Genomic DNA, 16,998 nt, shown 5'->3' with positions numbered 1-16,998 from the left:
GCGCACAACCCATGTTCCCGCTCGGCACAGCGCTGCTGCCGGGTGAGGTGCTTCCGCTGCGGATCTTCGAACCGCGCTATCGAACGATGCTCGACGACTGCCTCGCCGTCGCCGACGGCCCGCCACGTTTCGGTGTCGTTCTCATCGCGCGCGGTTCGGAGGTCGGCGGCGGCGATGTTCGCCACGACGTCGGAACCTTCGCGGCAATCGACCGCGTGAGCCGCGACCCGGGCGGACTGTCGTACGTCCATTGCGTCGGCACCAGACGTTTCCGGGTGACCGAATGGTTGCCCGATGATCCGTACCCGCGCGCCGAGGTGTCGGTCCTCAACGAGCCGAAGACCACCGCCACGGCCCGTGCCGACTCGCTCGCGCTCGGAGCCCGCATCCGCGAGATCGTCGTCGACGCCTATACCCGGCGTGGCACACCCATCCCCGACGACCTGCCTTCGTTCGACGACGCCGACCTCGACGACGCCGGGCTCTTCGGCTGGGCGGCCCGCCTTCCGATCGGCGCCGCCGACCGACAGTCACTCCTCGAAGCACCCGACACCCCCGCGCGGATCGCGATACTCGACGACGCCGTCGAAGGATTTGCCGCCCGCATCGCCTTCGATTCCTGATCTCGACACCAGAGTTAGAACGTGTTCTAGTATTGGATGTGCGGTGGTTCACACCTGTCCGCGCCCCTCCCCGAAGAGTGTTCAGCAATCTCCAGAGCACAGCGGAGTCGAGGGAAACATCGGGTACCAACTTCAGGAGCACGCATGACCCAGACCGTCGAACCTCGTTCTTCGAACGAGGCAGGCACATCCGACGACCGGACCGAGCTCTACATCGGCGGCACGTGGGTCAAGCCCCATTCGACCGAGACCCTCGAGGTTTTCTCGCCCGCGACCGGCGAGCGAGTCGCATCCGTTCCGCTCGCCGACGAGGTCGACGTCGACACGGCAGTCCGTACCGCTCGCGCCGCCTTCGATTCTGGCGTGTGGTCGCAGAAGTCTCCGGAAGACCGTGCAGCCGTGCTCGATCGCGTGGCCGACATCATCGACGAACGCGCAGAAGCGATCTCGGCTCTGGTGTCGTCGGAGATGGGTGCCCCGCCGAGCGCCGTCGACATGCTGCAGAAGCTGCCCGGCACCGGCGTGCTGCGCTCGTACGCCGAGGCCGCACGCAACTACGACTGGACCGAGTACCGCAACGGCCTGTTCGGCACCACGCGCATCACGCGTGAACCGGTCGGGGTCGTCGGCGCGATCACCGCATGGAACGTCCCGCTCTTCCTCGTCTGCAACAAGCTCGGCGCAGCGCTGGCTGCAGGCTGTTCGGTGGTGCTCAAACCGGCACCGGAGACACCGCGAACGGCCAACGCCGTCGCCGAGATCTTCACCGAGGCAGGCGTTCCCGAGGGAGTCATCTCGATAATCCCCGGCGGGCCGGACACCGGCAAAGCGCTGGTTGCACACCCGGACGTCGACAAGATCACGTTCACCGGATCGACGGCCGCCGGTCGGCAGATCGGCGCCGCGTGCGCCGAATCGCTCAAACGCTGCTCGCTGGAGCTCGGCGGCAAGTCGGCGGCGATCGTCCTCGACGACGTCGACATCAACAACATCGGCATGATGGTCTTCCTCGGCCTGTTCAACACCGGACAGGCGTGCGTCGCGCAGACCAGGGTGTTGGTACCCGCGAGCCGCAAGGACGAGATCGTCGCGGCAATGGTCGAGGCAGCCAACGCCATGAAGGTCGGCCTGCCGAGCGAACCCGACAGCCAGCTCGGACCAGTCATCAACAAGCGCCAGCTGGAGAAGATCGAGGGCTACATCGCCAAGGGCAAGCAAGAGGGCGCCACCGCGACCCTCGAAGGCGGCCGCCCCGAAGGCCTCGACTCCGGCTACTTCCTCACCCCGACGATCTTCACCGACGTCACCAACGACATGACGATCGCCCAGGAAGAGATCTTCGGCCCGGTGCTGTCGGTCATCACCTACGACGACGTCGACGACGCGATCGCCATCGCCAACGACTCCGACTACGGCCTGGCGGGCACCGTGTGGACGGCCGACGTCGAGCGGGGCATCGAAATCTCCGAGAAGATCCGCACCGGCACCTTCGGGATCAACTTCTACGCCATCGACCCCGGCTCACCGTTCGGTGGCTTCAAGAGCTCGGGCATCGGCCGCGAATGCGGGCCCGAGGGACTCGAGTCGTTCGTCGAACACAAGTCGACGATGATGCCGATGGGCTATCAGGTCTCCTGACTCGAGTCCCAGGCTCGGCTTCAGAGCAGCGAACTCACGAATCCACCGTCGAGCACGAGGCTGCTGCCGTTGCACCACGACGACTCGTCCGAGGCGAAGAAGGTTACCGCAGCAGCTACTTCTTCCGGCGTTCCGTAGCGGCCCTGCTTCTGCGCCATGACCGTGTCGAAGCCGCCTTCGGGTAGCCCGAGGGCGGCTTCGAACAGCGGAGCCGCGGTGGTGACCAGTTCCGTATCGATGAAGCCCGGCAGTACGGCGTTGACCCGGATGCCGTGCGCCCGGAACTCCGCGGCGGCGGTCTCGGTGAGGTTGCGTACGGCAGCCTTGGCCGCGGCATACGGCGCGATCAGCGCGGAGCCCGCGGTCGCGGTGATCGAGCTGATCGTCACGATCGACCCTCCGCCGGACGCGATGATCGCCGGTGCGGCGTAGCGGATCGAGAGAAACACGCCGTCGAGGTTGACCGAGGTGGTCTTTCGCCAGTCCGCGTACGACATCTCCGCAATCGGCTGCACGGAACCGACCCCCGCGTTGGGAACCATGATGTGCAGCCCGCCGAAATGATCCTGCGTGTCGGCGATCAGTTGCTGCACCTGCGCCTCGTCGGTGACATCCGTGGTGCACGCGATAGCGCCGTCGATCGAGTACGCGACCGACTTGGCGGCGTCGGCGTTGATGTCGGAGACCACCACACGCGCACCCTCCTCTCCGAACCGTCTGGCGATTGCGGCGCCGAGTCCTGCGCCCGCTCCGGTGACGACGGCAACGCGACCGTCCAGCTTCTGTGACATGAGTTGGTCCTCTTTCTCCACTGGTGGAACGTTTTCTACGTATAGGTCGGAGTGAATCGAAATACGAAGTCAGACAAGGGAAGCGGTGAGCCCGCCGTCGAGCACATAGTGGCTTCCGGTTACCCAACTCGCGCGGTCGGATGCGAGGAAGCACGCGACCTCCGCGATGTCTTCCACGGTTCCGAGACGTCCTTGCTTTGCGGCGACGAGGTCACCGAAGGGGGCGTCGGTCGCCGCTTCGAACTCGGGGGCGAGCCGGTCGACCATCGACGTATCCGCGAATCCGGGACAGTCGGCGTTGACACGGTCCTCGTCGAAGTCACTGATCACCACCTGAGCGCCGCGGCTGATCGCCAGCTCGGCGATTCCCCGCCCGACCCGCGCGCAGAACCGGTGATGAAAACGCGCTTACCCTGCAATTCCGAATTGGACGCTTCCGACATCGACACGGACCTCTCTCGAATCTGTTGGCGCTGCACAACAGGTGCGACGACATCACCGATAGGTGACTGAATTCGAGGACTGCATCGTGATTCATCACGAAAGTCGTTGCGGCGGACGCTTATTCGCGGAAATTGCCCCTCGGCGCCGCCCTGCTGTGTGCCACACGACACTAACTATGCCGGAGTGACCTACACCATGTCCTCTGGACATGAAGTCCACGGACAGATTTGGTCCGTCCGCACAAAAGGGGGTGTTACCGCTAACCAGCGGGTGGTGCAGACGATTCAGCGGGAGCGGCAGGCGGCGGAGTCGGTGCTGGACTGGCCGACGATGGACTCGCCGATGACGGTCCAGGAAGCGGGACCGCACCCGCCGGCGGAGTCGATGTCTGCTCGATACGACTGCGGAACGAGTCGTCGGTGATGATCTCGATCTTCTCGATCATCCAGGTGTCGTCGTGGCGGACCATCGAGAACGTCAGTCGGCTCGGGTCCACCCGCACGAGATCCTTACCGTTGCGGCTGACCGACTGATTCATGAAGAGGAGCACCGTCGAGGTGTCGCGTGTGTTGGTCACGACGCCTGCGTCCTGGATGACGGCCTGAGAGACGACGCGCTGCTTGCGCACTCCCTCGACAAAGTTGTCCTTGTCGTCGGGCAGCGGCTGCGCGATCAGCCTGTCGTACTCGGTCTTCGCCGATCCGATGACGACGTTCTTGGACCGCTGCACGTGATCGGCAACGTTCACCGGGTCGTAGCCGAACATCGTCGTCGCGTAATCCCTTGCCGCAGACAGTGATGACTCACGCGAGTCCTCCGTGGCACGAGCGTCGAAGTACCTGAATCCGAGAAATCCGGTCAGCACGGCACACGCCACCGCGATGACGGCGAGGCCCACTCCGACGAGCCGGCGCGTGGTGATTGCAGTCGCCATCAGACCACCCACTCGAAGTTGGTCATCTTGAGATCACCGTTGATCCGTGTGATGTCCACTCGCCAGCGGAACGTCTGAATAACAGTCTCCTGCTTGGGATCCTGCGACTTCATCTCCCATCCGTACACGACGATCACCGAGCCCTCGTCGTCGGTCGCCTTGGTGACCGCGTCGGTGACCACCGACGACGTGACGGTCTGATTCTGGGTACGGATCAGGTCGGTCACCTGGGCCATGGACTGCTTGATCCGTTGCTGCGCAGGGCCACTCGTCTTGTCCTGCACTGTCTGCAACGCCTTGTCGACGTTGCCAGGGTTGAGCGATGTCAGGTCGATTGTCATCTGACGTGCAAAGCCCGAGTACGACGCTCGCAGCTCGTTTTGGTGGTCGAGCCGACTGGTTCCGACGGCGAAGAAGGTCGACGCGACGACGCACGCGACGATGAACAGCGCGCACACCACACCTGCGACGACCCACTTGCCACCCGCGCCGCGGCCCACCCGCGCTCGACGTTCCACCGGCCGGCTCGGCGTCGAACCCTGCCTTTTGGCTCGCCGTTCGCGGTAGCTGACCGCGGCGGGTTCCCCTGTGCCGTCTACGGGTTCGGCAGAGCGCTCCGCGGGTTCTGCAGAAGGCTCGACGGCTTCCGCGGGAACCTCAGTGAAATCGTCAGCGCCCTCGACGACCTCCGTGGTGTCCTCGGCAGGTGCGGCGGCGCTGTCCGTGGGTTCTGAACCACCCGCAACAGCCTCGGCAGTGCTCTCGCCGAGTTCGGCCGATACCGTGGCGCTTTCTGTGGGCTCGATTCCTGCGGGCTCGATCGGTTCGCGCTTGTTCTTGCGGCCCCGGCGCAGCGGTGCCGAGCGGACCGGTTGAGCGCCTACCTGCCGACTCACCCGTCCATCCCGCTGGTGATCAATCCCTGCCACGTGCTCTTGTGTCCTTGACTGTCGCTGCTCGCAGGGGCATCCCTGCCGGTTCCGGCGTTGTACGTCTTGCCGTCGGGGCCGATGAAGTCGCCCGTATCCGGATCGTACGTGGTGCCGTAGACGGCGGGACCGGCCTCATACGACCCGGGGGTACCCGGCGTCGTATAGCCGGCGGGCGCGGGCACGAGGCCCGGAATCCCGTTGGGCAGAGCCACGTTTTTCTCCGTGCTGGCCTTGAAGCCGGTTCGGCATTCCTCAGGAGTCGGGGCACGTCGTCCTGGGAACTCGGCGCACGGGAAGTTCCTGGCACCACGAACCGCGATCTGCGCATCCTGCGGCAACCGGCACAGGAGACCCGGAGGCAGGTCGCGGGCGGTTTGCACGGCGGGACTGCGCCACTCGTTGGACGGCATGAATCCGACGGTGCACGGCGCAGGATCTTGGAAGCCGAGCGAGAACAGCACGCTCGGCCCGTACTCGGCCGAGCCCTGATGGACCGCGGTCAACAGCGCGCTGATCAACCTCGGATAGATCACCACCACCTGCTGGAGATTCGGCAGGTAGAGCGCAAGTGTCTTCGACGCGACGCCGAGATTGTTGATCAGCATCGGAAGCGTCTGATCCATGTCCGCGAACAACTGCTGCGACTTCGACGCCGTCGATGGCCCCTTGGTGAGTATGTCGGTGATCTCGGGCTTGTTGGCACGCAACTGGTCGGTCACCTTGACGGCGTTCGCCGTCCACGCACGGACCGAATCGGCGGTCCTGTTCTGCGTTTCCAACAGCGGGCCGGTCTGCTTGATCAGATCGATTGTCACGTCGACGTTCTTGTCGGCGTCGGCGACGAGGAGCGTCATCGAGTCGAGCAGGCGACGAAGATCCTCACCGGTTCCGTTGAATGCGGTGAATGCCTCGTCCATCACGTTGCGTAGCCGGGTGTCGCCCACCTTGGCGAGCAGAGCGTTGGCCTGCTCGAGCACCGAGGAGATCTCCACCGGCACGTCGGTGCTGTGCACGACCGCACCGTCGCCGAGGTACTCGCCACCCGACCCGGACTTGGGTGTGAACTCGACGAACTGCTCACCGACCGCCGACACGCTGCGGATCGACGCCGCGGAGTCCGCCGGGATCTTCGCCGAGCTCTGGATCGACAGCGTCGCCGCGACACCGTCGGACGTCAGGCGCACCTCTTTGACCTTGCCGACGTTCACACCCCGATAGCTGACGTTGGCGTTGGTGTAAATGCCGCCCGTGCTCGGGAGCTCGAGAGTCACGTCGTAGCGGCCGACACCAGCCATCGCGGGCAATCGCACGTAGTACACGGCCATCGCGACAAGAGCGACGACGGTGACGATCGCGAAGATCGTGAGCTGCATCCGGACGAATCTGGTGATCTTCATCGGCCACCCCCATTCGCGGGTGCGGGCGATTGGGAAGCAGGAGTCTGGGAAGCAGGTGTCTGGGGAGCGGTGGACGTGCCCGTCGCAGTCGAGTCCGGAGTACCCGCGGGGACCGGTTCCGAGCTGTCGGGCCGCTTCTCACCGCCGGGCACGAGTGGCGACGTGAACGGGTCGAGCCCGCGCTTGGCCGCTCCGGCAGGCTGGCCCGCCACGCCTTCTGGTCCGACGAGACCCGAGGTCATCAGAATCGTCTGTTTGAGTCTGTCGACCGTCAGGTCGAGCACGAGGTCGGAGTTCACGTAGTCGCCCTTGACGATCTTCGGAATCGTCTCCTCCAAGAATGGGAAGGTGAACAAGATCCTGGTCGCCCCGGGCAGCGCAGGCCCTGCCGCAGCGAGTGCCCCGAGCGTCGGATTCAGGTTCGCGACGATGGTCTTGATGTCGTCGGTGTTGGCGCGCAACACGTCGTTGACGGTCGAAGACAGGCCACTGAGCGCCGACAATGCGCCGGTGAACTTGTCGCGTTCGTCGTTGAGCATGCGCAGGATGTCGGGACCGTCGGCAAGCGCCTTTTCGACGGTCGGCTTCTGCTCGTTGATTGTTCTAGTCAACCGGTCGAGGCCGTCCATCGCGTTGATGATGTCGCCCGACTGGCTCGCGAGGTCGGAGACGAGCGTGTTCAGCCGCGGCACGAGTGCACGAATCGACGCCGCGTTGCCGCCGAGAATTTGACTGAGCTCGTGGGTGATGTCGCCGAGCTGCGAGAGTCCGCCACCGTTGAGGACCACCGATAGTGCGCTGAGCACCTGTTCGGTGGTCGGGTATGCGCACTGGGGTACCTGCTGGGCGGAGTTGATGTCTGCGACCCGCTGGCCCGATGGCTGCTCGATGTTCTTCTGCTCCGGGCACGCGGGCAGCGGGATCTGATCGCCGGCGTGAAGGTAGCCGGTTGTCGCCTTCTCGGGTGGCACGATCGCCAGATGCGTCGACCCGAGCACGCTCGTCATCCCGACCTTCACGTACGAACCGCGTGGAACCTGCACTCCCGGGTTGAGCCTGATCGGCACCGCCGCATGCCAATTCGCGTCGACATCGATATTGCCGACGCTTCCGACCGTCACGTCGTTCAGCATCACCGGTGAGTTGTTGGTGAGACCCGCCGCGGTCGGGATCACCGCTGAGATCTCGTACGATCCGTTGCCGGTGCCCTGTGCGCCCGGCACGGGCAGGCTGTCGGCGCCGTCGAATCCACAGGCCGTCGCGATGGCCGTGACCACCGCGATCATGAGCGCGGCGCGCAGGCTTCTGCGGCGCGACCCGCGAGTTCGGTTGGGGCGCAGCATCAGCCCTCACCTCCCCACGGCACCAGCAGGTCGCCGAGCCCGCCGCCGTTACCGCGACGCGTCGCTGCGTCCTGATCACGAATGCCCTGCTGGGCGCGGGCTTTGACGTCGGCGTTCTGGTAGGTGACCTGGCTGGGTAGTGCGCTCTTGCCGACGACCGGATCGGAGAGGAAAGGCGGGTACGCCACCGAGATCGAACCGAGAACGGGCGCAAGCACATCGACACACTTCTCGACGTCGGCCTGGCTCTGGCCCGGCCTGTTGTTGGCCTCCATCGTTCCGCAGAGCAGCGTGATGAGGTTGTTGCCCATGCCCAGCCCGAAAACGCCGGACAGTGAGCCGGTCAGCGGGTTGTAGATGTTGTAGAAGTTGGCGAGCTGATTGGGCGCCGAGTGCAGCAGCCCGCGGATCTGGTTGTCCTTGTCCGCGAGGATGCGTGTCGTGGTCGACAGCTTCGCCACCGAGCTGGTCAACGCCTGCTTGTTCTGGTCGATGAACGCCGTGATGTCGCTCATCGCGGAATCCAGATTGTGCATCGCGCCGTCGAGCTGCGTCGTGTTGTCGGCGAGAACATCTGTCACAGAGGCGATCCGGCCGTTGAACTGGACCAGCTCCTCGTGACTCGTCGAGAGCGCGTCGGTCAGCTTCTGCAGGTTGCGAATCGTCGAGAAGAGGTCGTCGCGGCCCGACGACAGCGTCGACATCACGTCGGAGAGGTTGGTGATCGACGAATTGATCGCCTCACCGTTGCCCTGCAGGTTCTTGTCGGCGACGTCCATCAGCTTGGCGGCCGATCCCTTGTCGGCGCCATCGGGTCCGATCGCCTTGGTCAGACTCGAGAGTTGCTTCTTGACGTCGTCCCACTCCATCGGAACAGCGGTGCGCTCCATGGGAATCGCGCTGCCGTCGTTGAGCTGCTCTCCGCCCGCGTAGACCGGAGTCAGTTGGACGAACCGGCCGGAAACGAGACTCTGGGCCACCACCACGGCCCGCGCGTCGGCCGGAATCGCCGTCGACCGATCGACGTCGAGCGTCACCTTCACATCGCCCGCACGAGGCGTGATGGAGCCGACCTTTCCGACGCGGACGCCGAGCACACGCACGGTGTCGCCGGTGTAGAGACCGTTCACCGACGGGAAATAGGCGGTGATCGTCTTGGTGGTCGCCCGGTCGTAGACCGCGTATCCGATGATGGCCGCGAGAACCAGCAACGCCACCAGACCCGCTGCGCCCCATGCCTTTCGACTTCCCGGAAGGGAACGACGGAATGTCATGTCAGCCACCTGCCGTCGGAGTCGGGTAGGTGGGCGGCGGCGCCGGTGCGGTGTTCTTCGGCGGGGAAGGCGGTGCTTGGCTCCATGCCTGCGGCAGCAGCGGGAAACCGCTGTAGCCGAACGCCTTCCACGCCTCGGGATACTTCTGCTGAAGAATCTTCATGAACGTCGCGGTGTAATCGCCGAAAGTACTGACGCCGACCAGGGATTCGAACCGTGGACCCGATGCGACGGCCTCGCCGAGCGCGTTGGCGTACGGCCCCAGCCGGTCGAGAGTCTGTTTGAGGTTCTCCTCGTTGTCGTTGAGGATGTCGAGCACACCGTCGAGTTTCGTCAGTGCAGGCCGCAATTGTTCGTTGTTCTCCTTGATGAATCCGGAGATCTGCTCGGCGACGTCGCGGGTACCACTGATGAGCTGCGCGATGGCGGTGCGTCGGAACTGCAGTTCGCCGACAAGCGAATTGGCGTCCACGAGAAGCTGATTGATCTGCTTGCTCCGATCACCGATGACGTCGGTGACACCGTTGGCCTTGGCCAGCAGTGCACGAAGGTTGTTGTCGCGGTCGGCAATCGCCTTGGACAGCCGTGACACGCCGTCGACCGCGCCCTGTACTTCGTCGGGTGTCGACGAGAACGTCACCGACAGGGTGTCGAGGGCCTTGTTGAGCTGATCGGTGTCGGTCTGTGCGAGCGAATTGGTCGACTCGTCGAGAGCGTCGGAGAGTGAATACGGTGCGATGGTGTTCCGGTTGGCGATCGACTCGCCCGGCCGGATCCGTCCACCGCCGTGCGGCAGAATCGTCAGATTCCTTCTGCCGAGCACTGTTTCGGTCTTGATCGCGGCCTGCGTGTCCGTACCCATCACCACGGTGTCGTTCATGCGGAAGGTGACCGAGGCCTTCGTGCCCTGGTCGGTCGGTGCGAGCACGATGTTCTCGACCGTACCGACCTTCACGCCGGAGACCGTCACGATGTCGCCGGTCACCAGCCCGCCCGCGTCGTCGAAATACGCGGTGTATCTGCTGATCGGTGACAGATACGGCAGCTTGTCCATCTGCATCGCGACGATCACGACCATCGCGGTGACGACAACGCCGATGAGGCCGATCTGCACTCTGCTGCGCCCGTTGAGGAGCGCCCGCTTCTCGCTCATGTCGCCGCGCACCTCCCGCCGGCCTTGGTGGTATCGCCCATCACGTCGTTGGAGGTGAAGAAGTACTGCTTGCCGTCGGGTCCGCTGAGCAGCAACCGGATTCGACAGAAGTAGATCTGCAGCCATGCACCGTAGCTGCCGAGATTGGAGAGCTTCTTGAAGTCATTGGGGAGTCGTCCCGCGAGTTGCCGCAGGTATGGCTCCGACTTCAACAGGTTGCCCGAGACCGTGCCCGTCTCGGCGACGATCTGCTTGAGATCGGGACGCGTCGCACCGAGCAACCCCGACAGTCCGTTGGTCACCGCGGCCGTCTGCGTCAGCGCGTTCCCGATGGTTCCGCGCTGTGCCGACAGGCCGGTGATCAACTGCTGCATCTGATCGAGGCTGGTGTCGAGACCTTTCTTGTCGCCGTCGAGAATGCCGAGCGTCTGGTTGAGGTTGTCGATGACGTCGCCGATCAATTGATCACGATCGGCGAGCGCGCCGGTGAACGACGACGTCTGCGCGAGCAGATTGGTCAACGCCTCCCGCTGCGCTCGGCCCTGAAAGACCTCGATCAACGACGCCGACAGTTGGTTCACCTCGTCGGGGTTCAGCGTGCGGAACAACGGTTTGAACCCGCCGAGCAACTTGTCGAGGTCCATCGCGGGCTCGGTCTGTCCGATCGGGATCGTCGCTCCCGAGGGCAGTGTGTCGTCGGGATCGCCCTCGCCCTGCTCGATGTCGACATAGCGGTCGCCCGTGAGGTTCTCGTAGCGAATCAACGCGCGCACGGACCTGGGTAATCGGTACTTCTCGTCGACGCTGAACGACACCTCGGCGTCGTTGCTTCGCGTCAACCCGACCTTGTGCACGGTGCCGACCTGCACGCCGGCGATCTTCACTTTCGACCCCGACTTCATCTCCGACGCACTCGTGAAGATCGCGGAGTAGTCCGACGACGATCCCGGTCGGTAGTTGCTGAACACGGCGACGAGGCCGACGAAGACCAAGACCATGACCGTCGCGAATGCGCCCAGCTTGATGACGGTGGCGCGGAACGCGCGAGTGCGATTGTCAACCACGGGCTGGCTCCCCGAAGAGCACCTGGAAGAGCTTCTCGCGTGAGGCCTTCGGAGTGGTGCGTGGCTGGTAGGGCACGGGAGCGTTGTCGGTCACGTAGAAGCCGGTGTTGACGTCGGTTGTCGGGTTGCTCAACGCTCCTTCGCAGGTCGGCGGGCCGTCGGCACCGACGATCGGCAGGCTCTGCGGATACGTGTACGGGTCGGTGCCCGGCTGCAATCCCGCATACAACAGCAGATTGTTGTTCTTTCCGCCGAGCATCGGCTTGGCGAGATCCGCGGCCTGCGCGCTCGCGGTCAAAAAGCATGTGAGTCCCGGCGACTGGTAGCCGAGGAGCCGCGCGACGGGGTTCAGGTTCGACAACGAATTGATCAGCGTCTGCTTGGGCGGCGAGAGTACCCCGTTGATCGTATTGGCCATCCCCGTCGCGTTGATCAGCAGTGCGTCGAGGTTGGCCGAGTTGTCGAGCAATGTGTTGCCGAGGAACGTCGCGTTGTCGACGGTCCGCATGAGATCCGGCATGGCGTCGGCGTACACATTGGTCGCTCCCGCGGCCTGTTCGATCGCCTCGTTGAGCTCCGGCAGATGAGGGTTGGTCTTCGCGAGCAACCCCGACAGTTGGTCGAGCGACGCACCGATCTGCTTGCCCTGTCCCGACAGCGCGGTGTCGACGGCGCCCATGACGGCATTGAGCTTCTCGGGCTGGAGGTCGGCAAGCACGTTGACCAACTGTTGGAAGACAGTGTTGAGTTCGACGACGACGCGGTCGGCCGCGATCACCTGGCCCGCGTAGAGGTGGCCCTGCGGTCCGGACTCGGGGACCACCAGGTTGACTGCCTTGGCCCCGAAAACCGTGTTGGACTTGATGTCGGCGGTCACGTTCTGCGGGATCTGCGACATCTTGTCGGAGTCGATGTCGAGATCGAGCACCGCGTGGCCGTCGGTCTGCCTGATCGTCGCAACCCTGCCGACCTGCACGCCGCGCAGTTTCACCTTGGCGTCGGGGCTCATCACCAGACCGGCGCGCGGGGTGTTGAGAGTGACCGATTGGGTGTCGGCAAACCACCCGAGGAACTGTGCGCCCGCACCGACGACAACCGCGACGAGGCCACCCACCATGATCACCGCCGCCGTCTTGCGGACCAGCGTGCTCCGCTCCTGTCTGCGCGCCATCTGATCAGCCCGCCAGGTTGAACTTGCCGTCGGCGCCGTAGATGGCGAGCGAAGTGAGCAACGTGATGACGACGACGACCACCAGCGACGCGCGCACCGCGTTGCCGACCGCGACGCCGACGCCGACCGGACCGCCGTCGGCGTTGTAGCCGTAGTAGGTGTGGATCAGCATCACCGCGATGGCCATACAAATGGCCTGCACGAACGACCAGAGAATGTCCGACGGGATCAGGAACGTGTTGAAGTAGTGGTCGTACACACCCGACGACTGCCCGTAGATGACGACCGTCGCAAATCGGCTGGCAACGAAGGCGGCCAGGGAGGCGAGCGAGTAGAGCGGGATGATCGCGATCATGCCCGCGACGATGCGCGTGCTGACCAGGTAGGGAATCGACGAGATCGCCATGGTCTCGAGTGCGTCGATCTCCTCGCTGACCCGCATGGCGCCCAACTGCGCTGTCGCTCCCGCACCGATCGTCGCGGCGAGCGCGATACCCGCGATCACCGGAACCGCGATGCGGACGTTGCTGAACGCCGAGAAGAATCCCGTCAGCGCCTCGACACCGATGTTGGCCAGCGAGCTGTAGCCCTGGACGGCGATGGTGCCGCCGGTGAACAACGTCAGGAATCCGACCACGACGACGGTGCCGCCGATCATCGCCAGGGCACCCGAACCCATGGAGATCTCCGCGATCAGCCGCAGCGTCTCTTTCTTGTACTGGCGTACCGCTCGCGGGATCGCGACAAGGCTGTCCCAGTAGAAGAGAGCCTGATCGCCGATTTGGTTCCAGTCGTCGCCCGCGCGTTTGATCGCGACTCTGGCGGTCTGGAGCCGCGTCGTGAAGGGAAGGACCATTGCTCAGCCCGCCGTCGCCTTCACGCCGACCGCGGTGACAACGACGTTGACCACGAACAGAGCCATGAAGGAGTAGACGACGGTCTCGTTCACAGCATCGCCGACGCCCTTGGCACCGCCCTTGACGTTCAGTCCCTGATAGCAGCCGACCAATCCCGCGAACAGCCCGAACAGCGCCGCTTTGACCATCGAGATCATCAGTTCGCCGAAGCCGGTCAGCAGCGTCAGGCTCGCGAGGAAGGCACCTGGATTCACATCCTGCAGGTACACGGAGAACAGGAACCCGCCGCCGATACCGATCGTGCACACGAGACTGTTGAGCAACAGCGCCACGCCGGTCGAGGCGATCACACGGGGAACCACGAGCCGATGCACCGGATTGATCCCGAGCACCTCCATCGCGTCGATCTCCTCGCGGATCGTCCGAGCGCCGAGGTCGGCGCAGATGGCCGTGGCACCCGCGCCCGCGACGATGAGCACCGTGACGATGGGACCGATCTGAGTGATCGTGCCGAGCGCCGCGCCGGCTCCCGACAGGTCTTGCGCACCGATCTCACGCAGCAGGATGTTCAGCGTGAAGCTGACGAGCACGGTGAAGGGGATCGCCACGAGCAGCGTCGGCATCATCGAGACACGCGCGATCGCCCACGATTGCTCGACCGTCTCCCGCCACTGAAAAGGGCGGTGAAACAGCTCGCGAAATGAATCGACCCCTAGGGCAACGAAGTCGCCGATCTGCTCCAGCGGCGCGTCAAGCCTGCGCGACAAACGTCTGCTCCTCTTCCCCGGTTTCCAAGCAACCTAGCACGCAAAACTCACAGAAGTGGGTCAGTTGACCAGCCCACGCGCCGTGAAGGTTTTCGACGGATCCCGTTCCGCGAAATACGACGTCAGCGACTTCGTCAAATCGTCGGCGTTCCAGGCGTCGCCCTCGGCTTCGAAGACCTCATCGACGGTCGGCGCGGCCATCAGGGTAACGCGCGGACCGTAGACGACGAAGACCTGTCCGGTCACGTCGTCGGAGTCGGGCGAGGCGAGGAAATTCACGAGTCGTACGACATGCTCGGGCGACAGCGGGTCGACGCCATCGGTGGGTGCTTCACCGAACACCGCGGCGGTCATCGCGGTCCGCGCACGCGGGCAGATCGCGTTCGCACGCACGCCGTATCGCTTGAGCGCGCGCGACGAGGAGAGGGTGAGCGCAGTGATCCCGGCCTTGGCTGCGGCGTAGTTCGCCTGCCCCTCGGGGCCCAGCAGGCCGGCTTCCGACGAGGTGTTGATCAGACGCCCGTAGACCGGTCCGCCCGCCTTCTTCGACTCACCACGCCAGTAGGCGCCCGCGTTGCGGTTGAGCAGGAAGTGCCCCCGCAGGTGGACCCGGATCACAAGATCCCATTCGTCGTCGGTCATGTTGAAGAGCATCTTGTCGCGGACGACGCCGGCGTTGCTGACCACGATGTCGAGTCGGCCGAGATCCTCGGTGGCAACGCGCATGATCTCAGCGGCCACGCCGGAGTCGGAGATATCGCCCGCGACGGGCACCGCTCGGCCGCCCGCGGCGGCGATGGTGTCCATCGTGTCGCTGGCGTCGAGTGAGTTCGCGAGGTCGTTGAGGATCACCGTCGCACCCGCCGACGCGAGACCGATCGCCTCGGCTCTGCCGAGACCCGCGCCTGCGCCGGTGACCACGGCGACTCGATCATCAAGTGACTGCACCATCACGAACCCCTCTCGATTACTAGAACCTGTTCTAACATGCGACCTCTGAGTGCCGGAAGCGAACCCCCGAAACCACGCGTGGATTCACTCGAGCCGCAGCGCCGACTTGGGGCATCCGGCCACTGCCCGACGCACCTCGTCGACCTTGTCGTCGGGCACCTCTTCGGACAGAATTACCAGGTAGTCGTCGTCATCGAGGTCGAAGAACTCGGGTGCGAATCCGACACACACACCGTTGGCCTCGCACAGGTCGAAATCCGCCTTGATTCGCATCAGTACCCCTCTTCGTTGTCAGGTCCGCTGGTTGACGGCTGAGTGGATACAGGTTAGAACGTGTTTCAGAAGTTGGCGAGTGCCCACCGGAATCACAGGGGTCGAAGATGCGCATCGCATACACAGAGCAACAGGCCGATCTCCGTCGCGAGCTGCGGTCGTATTTCGCGGGATTGATGACCGACGAACGACGCGCCGCACTCACTGGCGGCGACGGCGAACTCGGCGAGGGCGACGCCTACCGCGACGTCGTGGCACAGATGGGTTCGGACGGCTGGCTCGCGCTGGGCTGGCCGACCGAGTTCGGCGGTCAGAACCGCTCGATGATGGACCAGTTGATCTTCACCGACGAAGCCGCGATCGCGGGCGCGCCGGTCCCGTTTTTGACGATCAACTCGGTCGCGCCGACGATCATGAACTACGGCACCGACGAGCAGAAAGCGTTCTTCCTGCCCAAGATCGCAGCGGGCGAACTGCACTTCTCGATCGGCTACTCCGAGCCGGCCGCAGGCACCGATCTCGCAGCTCTACGCACAACCGCCGTGCGCGATGGCGACGAGTACGTGATCAACGGACAGAAGATGTGGACGTCACTGGTCGCCTACGCCGACTACATCTGGCTGGCGTGCCGCACCGACCCGTCGACCCTCGAACCCGGCGGGAAGAAGCACAAGGGCATCTCGATGCTCATCGTCCCGACCGACAGCGCCGGCTTCGACTACACCCCGGTGCACACGATGTCGGGTGTCGACACGTCGGCCACCTACTACTCCGACGTCCGGGTGCCGGTCAGCGCGCGGGTCGGCGAAGAGGGTGGCGGCTGGCCGCTCGTGACCAACCAGCTCAACCACGAGCGCGTGGCGTTGTGCAGCGCCGCCCCCGTGCAGACCGCGCTTCGCGAAACAGTCGCCTGGGCACAGCAACACAAGACCGGCGACGGCCAGCGGGTCATCGACGCACCCTGGGTGCGCACCAACCTCGCGCGGGTACACGCGAAGGTCGAGTACCTCAAGTTGATCAACTGGAAGATCGCCTCGGCCGCGGCATCCGGCGGATCGCCGAGTCCTGCCGACGCCTCGGCCACCAAGGTCTTCGGCACCGAATTCTCTACTGAGGCCTACCGTTTGCTGATGGAAGTCGTCGGACCCGCCGCGACGCTCCGGCAGGATTCGCCCGGCGCCCAGCTCCACGGTCGACTCGAGCGCTACCAGCGCACCTCCCTGATCCTCACCTTCGGCGGCGAGATCGCGCACCGCCCTTGCGGTCTCGGGGAGGGTGAAGTCCATGGCGGGTGCTCCTCGGTGGGTGGTGATCTCGACAAGCTCGATCAGCGGTGGTGAGCTCGATCAGCGGTGGTGGGGTCGATCAGCGGGGTGAGCTTGATCA

At 64.6% G+C, this 16,998-nt stretch carries 17 protein-coding genes; 3 read left to right on the top strand and 14 right to left on the bottom strand.

Annotated features, from left to right (window positions below; translation table 11 throughout):
• The first annotated feature begins 11 nt into the window (after positions 1-11).
• Positions 12-623: an LON peptidase substrate-binding domain-containing protein gene (locus A5777_RS10795; RefSeq protein WP_064862665.1), complete on the top strand. Its 612-nt coding sequence runs from the start codon at positions 12-14 to the stop codon at positions 621-623.
• A gap of 144 nt (positions 624-767) precedes the next feature.
• Entirely contained in the window at positions 768-2,261 is a 1,494-nt protein-coding gene (locus tag A5777_RS10790) for an aldehyde dehydrogenase (protein WP_064862664.1), read from the top strand.
• Between the two features lie 20 nt (positions 2,262-2,281).
• On the opposite strand, the gene A5777_RS10785 is transcribed toward A5777_RS10790, so the two are convergent.
• The 14 genes from A5777_RS10785 to A5777_RS10720 all read right to left on the bottom strand — a co-directional run bounded on the left by A5777_RS10785 (position 2,282) and on the right by A5777_RS10720 (position 15,612).
• The gene (locus A5777_RS10785; RefSeq protein ID WP_064862667.1) at positions 2,282-3,052 is read right to left on the bottom strand and encodes a glucose 1-dehydrogenase; all 771 of its coding nucleotides are present in this window, start codon (positions 3,050-3,052) and stop codon (positions 2,282-2,284) included.
• A 69-nt stretch (positions 3,053-3,121) separates the two neighbouring features.
• Positions 3,122-3,385 (bottom strand): SDR family oxidoreductase, encoded by a 264-nt coding sequence (locus A5777_RS24655; protein WP_269447000.1) that lies wholly within the window; start codon positions 3,383-3,385, stop codon positions 3,122-3,124.
• Positions 3,386-3,755: 370 nt separating this feature from the next.
• Positions 3,756-4,430, bottom strand: a complete 675-nt coding sequence (locus A5777_RS10775; protein WP_197502350.1) for a hypothetical protein — start codon at positions 4,428-4,430, stop codon at positions 3,756-3,758.
• Positions 4,430-5,326, bottom strand: a complete 897-nt coding sequence (locus tag A5777_RS10770) for a hypothetical protein (RefSeq protein WP_064862662.1) — start codon at positions 5,324-5,326, stop codon at positions 4,430-4,432. The genes A5777_RS10775 and A5777_RS10770 overlap by 1 nt, the downstream gene beginning before the upstream one ends.
• Positions 5,323-6,759: an MCE family protein gene (locus tag A5777_RS10765; protein WP_064862661.1), complete on the bottom strand. Its 1,437-nt coding sequence runs from the start codon at positions 6,757-6,759 to the stop codon at positions 5,323-5,325. Before A5777_RS10765 ends, A5777_RS10770 begins: the two co-directional genes overlap by 4 nt.
• On the bottom strand, positions 6,756-8,102 hold the full coding sequence (locus A5777_RS10760) for an MlaD family protein (protein WP_064862660.1): 1,347 nt from the start codon (positions 8,100-8,102) through the stop codon (positions 6,756-6,758). Before A5777_RS10760 ends, A5777_RS10765 begins: the two co-directional genes overlap by 4 nt.
• Positions 8,102-9,376: an MCE family protein gene (locus A5777_RS10755; protein ID WP_064862659.1), complete on the bottom strand. Its 1,275-nt coding sequence runs from the start codon at positions 9,374-9,376 to the stop codon at positions 8,102-8,104. The genes A5777_RS10760 and A5777_RS10755 overlap by 1 nt, the downstream gene beginning before the upstream one ends.
• 1 nt (position 9,377) lies before the next feature.
• Positions 9,378-10,529: an MCE family protein gene (locus A5777_RS10750; RefSeq protein WP_064862666.1), complete on the bottom strand. Its 1,152-nt coding sequence runs from the start codon at positions 10,527-10,529 to the stop codon at positions 9,378-9,380.
• Entirely contained in the window at positions 10,526-11,593 is a 1,068-nt protein-coding gene (locus A5777_RS10745; protein ID WP_064862658.1) for an MCE family protein, read from the bottom strand. The genes A5777_RS10750 and A5777_RS10745 overlap by 4 nt, the downstream gene beginning before the upstream one ends.
• Positions 11,586-12,764, bottom strand: a complete 1,179-nt coding sequence (locus A5777_RS10740) for an MCE family protein (RefSeq protein WP_064862657.1) — start codon at positions 12,762-12,764, stop codon at positions 11,586-11,588. The genes A5777_RS10745 and A5777_RS10740 overlap by 8 nt, the downstream gene beginning before the upstream one ends.
• 4 nt (positions 12,765-12,768) lie before the next feature.
• Positions 12,769-13,620 carry an MlaE family ABC transporter permease gene (locus A5777_RS10735; RefSeq protein ID WP_064862656.1) on the bottom strand — a complete coding sequence of 284 codons (852 nt, stop codon included), beginning with the start codon at positions 13,618-13,620 and terminating at the stop codon, positions 12,769-12,771.
• 3 nt (positions 13,621-13,623) lie between these two features.
• A complete protein-coding gene (locus tag A5777_RS10730) occupies positions 13,624-14,388 on the bottom strand; it encodes an MlaE family ABC transporter permease (RefSeq protein WP_064862655.1) in 765 nt (254 codons plus the stop codon).
• Positions 14,389-14,448: 60 nt separating this feature from the next.
• Positions 14,449-15,339 (bottom strand): 3-oxoacyl-ACP reductase, encoded by an 891-nt coding sequence (locus tag A5777_RS10725; RefSeq protein ID WP_064862654.1) that lies wholly within the window; start codon positions 15,337-15,339, stop codon positions 14,449-14,451.
• A gap of 84 nt (positions 15,340-15,423) precedes the next feature.
• Positions 15,424-15,612, bottom strand: coding sequence for a ferredoxin (locus A5777_RS10720; RefSeq protein ID WP_064862653.1), 189 nt, complete (start codon positions 15,610-15,612; stop codon positions 15,424-15,426).
• A gap of 107 nt (positions 15,613-15,719) precedes the next feature.
• Here A5777_RS10720 and A5777_RS10715 point away from each other — a divergent pair, with 107 nt between their 5' ends.
• Positions 15,720-16,952, top strand: coding sequence for an acyl-CoA dehydrogenase family protein (locus A5777_RS10715; protein WP_231895020.1), 1,233 nt, complete (start codon positions 15,720-15,722; stop codon positions 16,950-16,952).
• Positions 16,953-16,998 lie beyond the last annotated feature (46 nt).

The sequence above is a fragment of the Gordonia sp. 852002-10350_SCH5691597 genome, assembly GCF_001665715.1.
Classification (GTDB): domain Bacteria; phylum Actinomycetota; class Actinomycetes; order Mycobacteriales; family Mycobacteriaceae; genus Gordonia; species Gordonia sputi.
This window is presented reverse-complemented; position numbering and strand designations above follow the sequence as displayed.